Annotated in this window: 22 protein-coding genes and 1 tRNA gene; 19 read left to right on the top strand and 4 right to left on the bottom strand. The window is 30.2% G+C overall.

The features are described from left to right. Window positions 1-338 precede the first annotated feature (338 nt). Window positions 339-833, top strand: coding sequence for a pantetheine-phosphate adenylyltransferase (gene coaD, locus M0R36_10020; GenBank protein ID MCK9556133.1), 495 nt, complete (start codon window positions 339-341; stop codon window positions 831-833). A gap of 59 nt (window positions 834-892) precedes the next feature. Here the strand turns inward: coaD and M0R36_10015 are convergent, their stop codons facing one another. The 4 genes from M0R36_10015 to M0R36_10000 all read right to left on the bottom strand — a co-directional run bounded on the left by M0R36_10015 (window position 893) and on the right by M0R36_10000 (window position 2044). Next, window positions 893-1270 carry a hypothetical protein gene (locus M0R36_10015; protein MCK9556132.1) on the bottom strand — a complete coding sequence of 126 codons (378 nt, stop codon included), beginning with the start codon at window positions 1268-1270 and terminating at the stop codon, window positions 893-895. 180 nt (window positions 1271-1450) lie between these two features. Then, window positions 1451-1723: a hypothetical protein gene (locus tag M0R36_10010; GenBank protein MCK9556131.1), complete on the bottom strand. Its 273-nt coding sequence runs from the start codon at window positions 1721-1723 to the stop codon at window positions 1451-1453. Continuing rightward, window positions 1720-1893, bottom strand: a complete 174-nt coding sequence (locus M0R36_10005; GenBank protein ID MCK9556130.1) for a hypothetical protein — start codon at window positions 1891-1893, stop codon at window positions 1720-1722. Before M0R36_10005 ends, M0R36_10010 begins: the two co-directional genes overlap by 4 nt. Continuing rightward, window positions 1877-2044 (bottom strand): hypothetical protein, encoded by a 168-nt coding sequence (locus M0R36_10000; GenBank protein MCK9556129.1) that lies wholly within the window; start codon window positions 2042-2044, stop codon window positions 1877-1879. Before M0R36_10000 ends, M0R36_10005 begins: the two co-directional genes overlap by 17 nt. A 150-nt stretch (window positions 2045-2194) precedes the next feature. On the opposite strand from M0R36_10000, the gene M0R36_09995 reads away from it, so the two are divergent. The 18 genes from M0R36_09995 to M0R36_09910 all read left to right on the top strand — a co-directional run bounded on the left by M0R36_09995 (window position 2195) and on the right by M0R36_09910 (window position 8822). Further along, entirely contained in the window at window positions 2195-2620 is a 426-nt protein-coding gene (locus M0R36_09995) for a hypothetical protein (protein MCK9556128.1), read from the top strand. Between the two features lie 2 nt (window positions 2621-2622). Further along, entirely contained in the window at window positions 2623-2949 is a 327-nt protein-coding gene (locus M0R36_09990) for a hypothetical protein (GenBank protein MCK9556127.1), read from the top strand. Between the two features lie 20 nt (window positions 2950-2969). Then, a complete protein-coding gene (locus M0R36_09985) occupies window positions 2970-3557 on the top strand; it encodes an HNH endonuclease (protein MCK9556126.1) in 588 nt (195 codons plus the stop codon). Between the two features lie 128 nt (window positions 3558-3685). Beyond that, window positions 3686-3982: a hypothetical protein gene (locus M0R36_09980; GenBank protein ID MCK9556125.1), complete on the top strand. Its 297-nt coding sequence runs from the start codon at window positions 3686-3688 to the stop codon at window positions 3980-3982. Between the two features lie 15 nt (window positions 3983-3997). Then, entirely contained in the window at window positions 3998-4390 is a 393-nt protein-coding gene (locus tag M0R36_09975) for a Lar family restriction alleviation protein (protein MCK9556124.1), read from the top strand. Window positions 4391-4582: 192 nt separating this feature from the next. Beyond that, complete coding sequence (locus M0R36_09970; protein ID MCK9556123.1) at window positions 4583-4885, top strand: hypothetical protein; 303 nt, start codon at window positions 4583-4585, stop codon at window positions 4883-4885. Window positions 4886-4907: 22 nt separating this feature from the next. Then, window positions 4908-5129: a hypothetical protein gene (locus M0R36_09965; GenBank protein MCK9556122.1), complete on the top strand. Its 222-nt coding sequence runs from the start codon at window positions 4908-4910 to the stop codon at window positions 5127-5129. Window positions 5130-5141: 12 nt separating this feature from the next. After that, window positions 5142-5603 (top strand): hypothetical protein, encoded by a 462-nt coding sequence (locus M0R36_09960; protein MCK9556121.1) that lies wholly within the window; start codon window positions 5142-5144, stop codon window positions 5601-5603. 240 nt (window positions 5604-5843) lie between these two features. Continuing rightward, window positions 5844-6134: a hypothetical protein gene (locus M0R36_09955; GenBank protein ID MCK9556120.1), complete on the top strand. Its 291-nt coding sequence runs from the start codon at window positions 5844-5846 to the stop codon at window positions 6132-6134. Beyond that, complete coding sequence (locus tag M0R36_09950; GenBank protein MCK9556119.1) at window positions 6131-6313, top strand: hypothetical protein; 183 nt, start codon at window positions 6131-6133, stop codon at window positions 6311-6313. The genes M0R36_09955 and M0R36_09950 overlap by 4 nt, the downstream gene beginning before the upstream one ends. A 1-nt stretch (window position 6314) precedes the next feature. Next, a complete protein-coding gene (locus tag M0R36_09945) occupies window positions 6315-6533 on the top strand; it encodes a hypothetical protein (GenBank protein MCK9556118.1) in 219 nt (72 codons plus the stop codon). Further along, window positions 6526-6762 (top strand): hypothetical protein, encoded by a 237-nt coding sequence (locus M0R36_09940; protein MCK9556117.1) that lies wholly within the window; start codon window positions 6526-6528, stop codon window positions 6760-6762. Before M0R36_09945 ends, M0R36_09940 begins: the two co-directional genes overlap by 8 nt. Before the next feature lie 22 nt (window positions 6763-6784). Further along, window positions 6785-6861, top strand: a tRNA-Arg gene (locus M0R36_09935). Between the two features lie 21 nt (window positions 6862-6882). After that, a complete protein-coding gene (locus M0R36_09930; GenBank protein MCK9556116.1) occupies window positions 6883-7215 on the top strand; it encodes a hypothetical protein in 333 nt (110 codons plus the stop codon). A 210-nt stretch (window positions 7216-7425) separates the two neighbouring features. Next, entirely contained in the window at window positions 7426-7602 is a 177-nt protein-coding gene (locus M0R36_09925) for a hypothetical protein (GenBank protein ID MCK9556115.1), read from the top strand. A 218-nt stretch (window positions 7603-7820) separates the two neighbouring features. Beyond that, the gene (locus M0R36_09920; protein MCK9556114.1) at window positions 7821-8102 is read left to right on the top strand and encodes a hypothetical protein; all 282 of its coding nucleotides are present in this window, start codon (window positions 7821-7823) and stop codon (window positions 8100-8102) included. 158 nt (window positions 8103-8260) lie between these two features. Continuing rightward, a complete protein-coding gene (locus tag M0R36_09915; GenBank protein MCK9556113.1) occupies window positions 8261-8461 on the top strand; it encodes a hypothetical protein in 201 nt (66 codons plus the stop codon). A gap of 34 nt (window positions 8462-8495) precedes the next feature. After that, window positions 8496-8822 carry a hypothetical protein gene (locus M0R36_09910; GenBank protein ID MCK9556112.1) on the top strand — a complete coding sequence of 109 codons (327 nt, stop codon included), beginning with the start codon at window positions 8496-8498 and terminating at the stop codon, window positions 8820-8822. Window positions 8823-8998 lie beyond the last annotated feature (176 nt).

The raw sequence follows: 8998 nt of genomic DNA, 5'->3' as shown, positions 1-8998 counted from the left end.
AAATCTGATGTACATGCACATTATACCGATCTTATTACACTTCCAGCGGAAATAAAAGAAAAAATATGGCTAATACATTATCAAGATAATCCAACCCAAAATGCACATGAAGATGGTTTTGCTGGATTCTTACAACGTGGGCAAGAAATTGAGGTTAATTAAATGAAGGAAAACAAGTGGCTTCTTACCAGCAACATTCTGATTGGTATTATAATTATTCAGGATATGGTTATATCACTAACCTTTAGATACAAAGGAGAATTGTCCTTATCAGTGGATTACTGGCACTCAGTACTGCTTTGGTGGATCATATGTCTACTGATCAATAGGGAGAGGTCATGAAAAAAATTGCAATCTATCCAGGAACATTTGACCCTATTCACAATGGACACGTTGATATCATCAAAAGATCAAGCAAAATATTTGATACACTGTATATTGGATTATTTAATAATTCGTCTAAGAAATCAATGATTGATTGTGAAAAAAGAAGATTGCTGATAACAAAAACAATTGAAGAACTAGAATTGAAAAATATTAAAATTGTATCATGCTCTGGATTGTTGGTTGATTTTTTAAAAGAAAATAGAATACCATATATTATTCGAGGTATAAGAACATCTTCTGATTTTGATTATGAATTTCAAATGGCGATGACTAACAAAAAATTATCAGAACATTTTAAAATTGAAACAATATTTCTTCCATCAGATCCAGAACTTGTAATATTAAATTCTTCATTGATAAGAGAATTATACAGAATGAGAAATTACACATATGAAAAATACGTTCCTAAATCAGTGAGAGAATATTTGAAAATTGTGAATTTGTGATTGGAATAGAAAAGAAAAGGCTTGATTAAAAGCCTTTTCTTTTTCCTTAAGGATATAAATTATTTTTTTGCTTCAACTTCTTTTAATCTTTCATCAAGATCATTTAACGCATTTATTGTTTCATTAAATCTATTTGTCAATGTATAATCTAAATTCTTAAATCTTTCACTAGCATCCCATAAACAACTTTTAATATTATCCAATTGTTCATCAAATAAAAACATAGTTTTGCTCAATTTATTATATTCTACCACTGGAATCATAAATCTGTCCAAATGACTACATAATAATTTATATGTTTCAACCCATTCTTCATTAGCAACTTTAAGATCCCTTATTTCTTTTTTACATTTCAAAATTTCAACATCTGCCCAAGCAATAGAAAACGAAATAAGCAAAACAAAAATAGACAATAATAATTTCTCTCTCTTAGTCATAATCACACTCCCCACTTATATACATAAGTGTTTTTTTAATATGTGGAAAAAAAATATTCAATTAGATTTTTTAAAGCTATCAAAATTCCAAATATAATACCAAATAGGAAAATACACCAATTCACGATTACAATTCTATAATTTTTTATTTTTTTATGGCAACTCATTATTTAGATCTCCTTATTCTAAAATTAACCCATTTTTTATCATATCAAATTTATGCTGTGATTCATTAATTGCGTTTACTATTTTAAATATTCTATTATATTCTGGTTTATCTTTAATTGGAATTATAAAAGGTAAAAAATTTATTCTTTCCCAGTTATAATCTCCCATTGAATCTTTATCGGTGCTTTTCTCAAAAATAAATATATTTTCTCTATCAGCTAAATCATAATTGCATATCAATCTATATTTTGCACCTTTATATTCGTCTTCATAAATAATTTTCATATATGCTCCTCTGAATAACTAACACAACCTCCACCGAATTCTGGAATTTCATATTCATATGGTTTTATTTTTATTTTTGATTCATCATAATTCACAATTGTTGATAGATGATCGTGATTTTTTTTATCATCTTCATATCCACTAAATAGACTATCAATTAATGACTGCATCTTTTTTTCTCCTTCCTTTACATAATATTATATCCCCTGTTAATTGTTTAATTACCTTTTTTAGATCCTTGACCTCATTTTCTAATGCTAAAATTCTAGACTCGTATCCAAATAATTTACTTAGATCCAAAGACCCATTAACCTTATCCATTAAACCCCCTCCATGGATACTAATTCAAATCGTTTGTTTATGTTCAAGATAATTTAGATTCATATTTTTTTTAGTTTTCATGTGCACTAGAAATACATATATATTTTATATGTTGATGGTGCATCATCTAAAATTTTATTCGGGTGGTTTATGATGAAAGAAAAAATTTTCAAGACTTACAACAAAATAATGGAATACTTATTTCCCATTAGATTTGAAAAAGAAAAAATAGAAAAAATGACATCAGAAGAAATAAAAAAATATTATGAAGAAAAAGTTATGAAAAGCATTAAAATGCTAAAAAAACCAGTTCATTCTCATGACTGCAAGAAATGTAAATACATGGGAACAATCAAAATGAAAAATGAAAACTATAAAGGAAAATATGATTTATATTATTGCCCACATGGGAGACCAACCGTTATTGCAAGATATGGAAGTAGTGTAGAAAAATATGGAAGTGGAATGATAATTGCCGAGGTAGAATCCAAATGTGAAGATTGGTATAATTACCCGTTGGCCATTGCATATATGAAAGCAAAAGAGTTAGGATTTGTGAAAATTAAGAAGGAGTAAAAATGAATCAATTACCTAAAAGAGAGTACATTGAATTTAAGAATTATTTACATAATGATCTTGGAATAACCAGGGATATTATCAAAAAGTGGGTGGATGAAGCGATAGAAAAAACAGTAATAAAATATATCCGAAATTCAGAAGAATTGAAAAAGGAAATAGATGCATGTGCGCGAAATACTACGCGAAATGAAGTTCGTACAATATTGAATAAACTTGTACTAAAAGAAGAAATATTAGGCATTATAACTAAAGAAATAGGAGCCGGAGCACTTCGTGATATGTTAATAGATAAGATACGGGGAATGGAAATGCATGTTCATTTTTAATAGGAATAAGAAAGGATTAAATGATGTTGGTTAGATTAGAAAATACTCCAGTTTTACCAGAAGAATTATTTCCATTAGTTAGAGTTGGGGTAAGAAAAGAAGATCATTCCTTTGAATTAAAAGGACACAAATTAAAAAATTCACAGCGATATCAATTATTTAAATCAAAAGGATTAAAATGTGTCTGTTGTGGATTAGAAGGAAAAGTTTTTTATTTTGAAAAACCAAATGGACAAACGACATATCATTTGAATCTATATGGGTTCTTTAATGGAAAAGAAATATTATTTACAAAAGATCATATCATTCCGAGAGCAAAAGGTGGAAAAGATCAATTGGAAAATTATCAAACGATGTGCACTGTATGCAATGGTATTAAAGAATCATTGATAAAAATTGATATTCCACATATAACTTGCAATTTAAAAACAAAAGAAGAATTGGAAATCGCATATAAACAATTGATGCATTCAATGGTTGTCAATCTCCTTATAGCGTATGGAAGAGAAAAGAAAGATTATCCTGATGTTGTAGGAAGAATAAGGAAAAATGCAAGGATATTGTTGAGGTTGAATAATATTGAAGAAAGATCAGAGGAAGAGAGGTGAGTGATGGACGAACGGGAGCGATATCTTGACGAACTCGAATCGCAAGGCAGGTGTCTGCTGGACAGAAACACGGGAAGCATCGAATGGTTTGACAAGCTGCGTGAAATTGAAGAATTGAAAGGCGGCGAATGATGCTTGATGATATTAAAAAAGATATAGATAAATTGTGTGATAATACGATAAAAACAAAAGAAGCATTTGATAATCTTTCTGAATGTTCACGCATACTATCTGAATCTATGCATTCACAACTCGGTAATTCATGTGTAGAGACAGTCACATATGCTTTAGCAAAAATTATGGTGGACAAAGGATTATGTACAAAAGAGGAACTAATGAATGCAATCTCTGATACATCCAATTATGTGGCAGTAGGTTTAGAAATGAAATCTCCTAAAATTATATTGAAAAATATATTAAGATAGATCTAGGAGGACATTGTGAAAGAATACAAGGTAAGATCATGCCCATTCTGCAAAGGAAAAAGATGTTATACATACACCAATGAGCAACCATACTGGCGCGTGTACTGTCGTGACTGTGGTGCTATGGGACCGAAATGTCCAAGTGAAGAAGAAGCTGCTAATGCTTGGAATATAAGAAAAAAAGAAAACACGGCTACACAAAATACATTAGAAAAAAAATCAAATACTTTTGAACATTCATGTGAATTTGTAAAAATACAATTGAGATGTCAATGTGGATGTGCAATAGAATTATCAGAATCTATAATGAATGGGATTATTTCTTTTAAACCAAATAAGGTTGAATACATAAACAACTTTTCGTGTCCAAGATGTGGAACACATATAAGTTTTGAAATTTCTAAGTGAAATAAGAAAGGAAAAGTCAAAATGATGAGCACCTGTGAAATTCTTATCCAACAAGGATGGAGACTAGTTCCTCCAGATTCTATGCAATGGGCTGGTGTTGCAAAAGACGTTCTTCCATACCTCTTTGTATGTATGACGATTTCGGTTATTTTCTTTTTATGTAATCTGGAAAGTAAAAGGAGTTTGTAAGAAATGAGAAATCCTGGTGAATTATCCAGAATGATTGCGACTGTGATCAAAAGAAATTTGAATGTGAAAATCGAAAGATATGATGATGAAAATGCAATCGCTGTAAAATTAAACGAAAGAAACAATGATGATTCTGAAGTGTTTGAAGGAAAGTCAAAAACAATAGAAGGTGCTTTTGGAATGGCACTCCTACAAAGAAATATTGATCTTGAAAATAGAATCACAAAACTAAATAGAACTATAATCAAAATGAAGAAAAATAAAATTAAGAAGCCATTAACAAGAAAGAAACATCACCATATTTAAAATAAAAGAAAAGAGGACTTGAATGGGATGGTTTTTTAAAGATAAATGTAAACATGATTGGGAAACAGTAAGTGACAAAATAATAACAAGCACATATCCAATTGAACCAGAATTTTCCGGCTCGTTATTTTATCAGACGATATCGGAAGAAGCATATATAAAAACACATACTAAAACAATACAAACACATATTGTTATTCTCAAGTGCAAGAATTGCGGAGAGTTAAAGAAATTCACAACTTAGGAGAGGTAAAAAATGTTTGGAAATTCATCTATACAAGAAGGTCAAATTATTTCATGTTCACAAATATTTGAATATGGGATACATGATATCGACAAAGAACAATTTATGAGAAAAAATCCAGATATTGGAAGAATGGCGACAGGAACGACACATCTGCTGATCCAAATAAAAGAAGATAAATGTGTTGGTCAAAGAACTGAAAAAATTTATATTGTTGCATATGTTATAAATGAAACATCAATGGGAACAGATATTCAAATAAAAAAAGAAATTTTTGAAAAAGATATTCAAGATTTTTCAATGATTGAAATTTTAAGAATGATTCCAGGTGGAAACTCCTTTTGTAGTCCAAAATATACCATTGACAGATTGGTAAAACAATATGTTTTTGTGGATAAGGAATTTCAGAAATATTTACCAGAAACAATTAAAAACTGGAATAAATTTTCTGAAATGATTGATTGGATTGCATAAGGAAAAAGAATACATGAAACGAGGAGCGGTTATATGTCCTAGATGCAGAAAGAAAGAGGTCATTGTCATTGATCATATTTTGAAATGTGATCATTGCTTCTCAACTTGGATGTATAATGGATATGAAAGTGAAGTTGCAGAAAAGGAAAAAGAGAAACAGAAAACTGCTTGATATTATTATTATCGAGAGGATATAGATTTAATTTCTATATCCTCTTTTAATTTTTTTAGGAGATAACAATGAGAGTTTTAATTACTGTTGAAGGCGGATTAATTCAAAATATAATATCCGATCAAGCAGATACAGAAGTTTTAATTATTGATTATGACGGAAATGAAATGAATGTCCCCCAAGACAATGGAATGACATCAGAAGCATGGGTTGCAGATAGGGATGCTCATCATAACAAAGAAGAAGTAGATAAATATTTTGATTGGTATGAAAATGAAAAATGTAATACAGAAAAAAATTTTTTAAACACCATTTCTGATGAGATGGATGATATTGTTTCTGTGATGGGTGAAAAATGAAATATATTGCTGAATTATCATTAACAAAAAATCTAACATGGGAAATTGATGCTAATTCAATAGAAGAAGCAAAAGAATTAGCGGAACACCAAAAAGATAAATACCAAGACCATGGAATTTTAACAGTTAAAGATATGGAGGTGAATTATATGCTGGTAACAGAAAAAGGAGATAATTGAGATGTCAACATCCAAAAAAATATTAGAAAAGAAAAGAAAAAGAATGATGCATCTTATGATTGATAGTAGAACAAAAGAAGAAGAAAAAGAATTTATTGGGTTGATGGAAAATAAAGAATTAAAGGAATATATAAAAGAACACGGTTTGAAATGGTTAGAAGAATTGAGAAACACTAATAGATTGAGTGAAAAAAATAGAAAGAGGTTGGATAATGGGTGAGATTAAAGATACGGATAAAATTAATGAAGGTTCTGATTATAGATATATAAAAGTCATAGGATGTTCATATTGTCCTTTCCTTTATGGGTTGGCAACCGATCCTAACGGATGCAGATGGTGCAAGTTACAAAGCAAAATCGGGAATATGAAATTTATTGATGCTAATAAAACTCCTACCGAAAATGGATGTCCTCTTCCAGGTATTGGGCATTTTATGCCCGTAGCATAAAAGATAATTAATTCTCAAACACGCGCCCGTAGCTCAACCGGATAGAGCAACAGTTTTCTAAACTGAAGGCTAGATGTTCGAACCATCTCGGGCGCGCCATCCCCAACAAAGGAGACAAATGTGAACGTCAAAATCGATGAATACGAAAAAATAATAAAAATATTAAATGAAAAAATAGAGTATAAAAATAATCTGAAAAATATTATTAAATATCTCAAGAATGGTATACAAATATCACATGGCATTAAAGAATTCAAAATCATATATTCACTTGGAACCAATGATCATTCTTTCACGATTAAAACTGAAAAAGAAAGAAAAGGTGTTTTAAATAATCTGAAAAATATTTATACCGAAGAATTTAAAGATGAAATATTATCAATAAAATCCTTGATGCGCGAAGTAAATAAAATGAAAGAGAAAGATTATGATGTGTTACATCCGGAAGATTGAGGCACGTCCTTATAAATGTTGGTTTGTTGCATTTACCTGCGATAAATGTAAAGATTTGAAAGGAAAAGGATTTAAAGTAACAAATAACTTTGAAAGACCAACAAAATATATTTGCTGGGAATGCGCCGATACAACAGAGCAAGCAGAAAATATAACTCGGGATCTCTTATATGGCCCAAGACCTAATCCACCAAAGAGGAGATAATATTCGTGTTCAAAGTAATTCTTACTGTTGAAATTGAAAAATATGTGTCCGATGATGTTATTAGTCCTAAAACAACCACAATGATTGAATTCTGCAAGGAATTTGCAAAAATGGGTGAATGGGATTTAAGCAAAATTAGTGCAATAGAAAAAGATATGGGGGCTGAATCTAATGATATCTGATTATGAAAAAGAAAAAGAAATCATAAATAAAACATCCATAGACGATGTTGAATATATGGAAAGAATGATGGAGCTAAACAGGAGATATAGATTTTCAGAAAAAGAATAGTAAAATGAATGAAAAGACAGAATACCATCTGTCTTTTTTTTGTCTATAAAACCACATATATGTTTATTATGTATAGTTTAAATTTCATTTTATTTTGTGGAGGATTATTTTGAAATTAGTTTTATGCTCAAATTGTCAAGATATTTTTAAATTAGAAAGAGAAACAAGAAAATGTAAATGTGGAAGATGTTATGGAAAATATGAAGAAGATGGATTGCATGCAATTGTCTCAAAAGATTGCATATGCATTGGGATAGATAACAATTCTCTCGTTGAAGGATTAAGAAAATATTATTCCAAAAAAGATGCAAATTTAGGACCAGAAATAACTACTTGGATTTTTACAAAAAAAGCAAAGAATATTAAATGGGAGGAAAGTGGAGAATGGTGAATATATTTATCTAATCTTTAAAACAGAGGAGGAAATATGTCATTAATGGATCTTTTAACATCGCCCGGTGATCTTTTTATCTTTACGTTTCTCTTGTGTTTCATTATCTATTTCAGCATGAAATTTATTGAAGAATTAAAAAAGGAGGATGAGGAATAATGTCCATCCCAAAACTTGTTAGAGTCATAGGACCAACTGAATCACACGATCCAAATGAAGAACCAAGCATGGAGTATTGTGGGTTGGTTGGTATTGTAGTGGACAATTGTCAATGCCCAATATGTCACAAAACAGTTCAGTTTAAAGGGATGGATGAGAAAGCAGTATTTCCAGAAACATCCTTGGTGGAAATGGAGTAAAGATTGTCTAAGTAAAATTAACGGAGGAGTAAACATGGAACAGAAAAATTACGATTTCAAAAAAGACATGGAAGCAATGACTGAAATTTTTCACGATGTGATGCTAGAAGAATTATTGAAAGATCCATGGTGGAAAAAGAACATTTCTATTGTGGAGGACAAAAAGGAACAGATGATCAAAAACATGAAGGATCTAGCGGGGATCATTGAGACTGATGCTGACCACCCGGACAACGAATATTTTGTGTTAAGGTCGGCTATCAACTCCATGCTCCTATACAGAAAGATTGTTTCTGAGCGTATGCAGAAAGAGGAGGAGAAGGAAAGTTGCCCACTCGGGTTTGATCAAAATGGGAGATGAGAGAAATTGAAAACGCTGACATCAAATTCAACAGGATAGCCATGCTATCCTTTTTTTTGATTATAAAATATAAATATATGTTATATTTGTAATGAGTGTATTGGTTGTTTCAATCTATATACTTGTTATAAATTTTATTTTTAGAGGAAATGTATGAATTACATGCCTAAGAGAAA

Source organism: bacterium (assembly GCA_023228325.1).
Classification (GTDB): Bacteria; Auribacterota; UBA6266; order UBA6266; family UBA6266; genus UBA6266.
This window is presented reverse-complemented; position numbering and strand designations above follow the sequence as displayed.

Excerpts from the sequence above, each read along its gene's own strand:
- coaD (MCK9556133.1), top strand. The coding sequence starts at position 339 with ATGAAAAAAATTGCAATCTATCCAGGAACATTTGACCCTATTCACAAT.
- M0R36_10015 (MCK9556132.1), bottom strand. The coding sequence starts at position 1,270 with ATGACTAAGAGAGAGAAATTATTATTGTCTATTTTTGTTTTGCTTATT.
- M0R36_10010 (MCK9556131.1), bottom strand. The coding sequence starts at position 1,723 with ATGAAAATTATTTATGAAGACGAATATAAAGGTGCAAAATATAGATTG.
- M0R36_10005 (MCK9556130.1), bottom strand. The coding sequence starts at position 1,893 with ATGCAGTCATTAATTGATAGTCTATTTAGTGGATATGAAGATGATAAA.
- M0R36_10000 (MCK9556129.1), bottom strand. The coding sequence starts at position 2,044 with ATGGATAAGGTTAATGGGTCTTTGGATCTAAGTAAATTATTTGGATAC.
- M0R36_09995 (MCK9556128.1), top strand. The coding sequence starts at position 2,195 with ATGATGAAAGAAAAAATTTTCAAGACTTACAACAAAATAATGGAATAC.
- M0R36_09990 (MCK9556127.1), top strand. The coding sequence starts at position 2,623 with ATGAATCAATTACCTAAAAGAGAGTACATTGAATTTAAGAATTATTTA.
- M0R36_09985 (MCK9556126.1), top strand. The coding sequence starts at position 2,970 with ATGATGTTGGTTAGATTAGAAAATACTCCAGTTTTACCAGAAGAATTA.
- M0R36_09980 (MCK9556125.1), top strand. The coding sequence starts at position 3,686 with ATGATGCTTGATGATATTAAAAAAGATATAGATAAATTGTGTGATAAT.
- M0R36_09970 (MCK9556123.1), top strand. The coding sequence starts at position 4,583 with ATGAGAAATCCTGGTGAATTATCCAGAATGATTGCGACTGTGATCAAA.
- M0R36_09965 (MCK9556122.1), top strand. The coding sequence starts at position 4,908 with ATGGGATGGTTTTTTAAAGATAAATGTAAACATGATTGGGAAACAGTA.
- M0R36_09960 (MCK9556121.1), top strand. The coding sequence starts at position 5,142 with ATGTTTGGAAATTCATCTATACAAGAAGGTCAAATTATTTCATGTTCA.
- M0R36_09955 (MCK9556120.1), top strand. The coding sequence starts at position 5,844 with ATGAGAGTTTTAATTACTGTTGAAGGCGGATTAATTCAAAATATAATA.
- M0R36_09950 (MCK9556119.1), top strand. The coding sequence starts at position 6,131 with ATGAAATATATTGCTGAATTATCATTAACAAAAAATCTAACATGGGAA.
- M0R36_09945 (MCK9556118.1), top strand. The coding sequence starts at position 6,315 with ATGTCAACATCCAAAAAAATATTAGAAAAGAAAAGAAAAAGAATGATG.
- M0R36_09940 (MCK9556117.1), top strand. The coding sequence starts at position 6,526 with ATGGGTGAGATTAAAGATACGGATAAAATTAATGAAGGTTCTGATTAT.
- M0R36_09915 (MCK9556113.1), top strand. The coding sequence starts at position 8,261 with ATGTCCATCCCAAAACTTGTTAGAGTCATAGGACCAACTGAATCACAC.
- M0R36_09910 (MCK9556112.1), top strand. The coding sequence starts at position 8,496 with ATGGAACAGAAAAATTACGATTTCAAAAAAGACATGGAAGCAATGACT.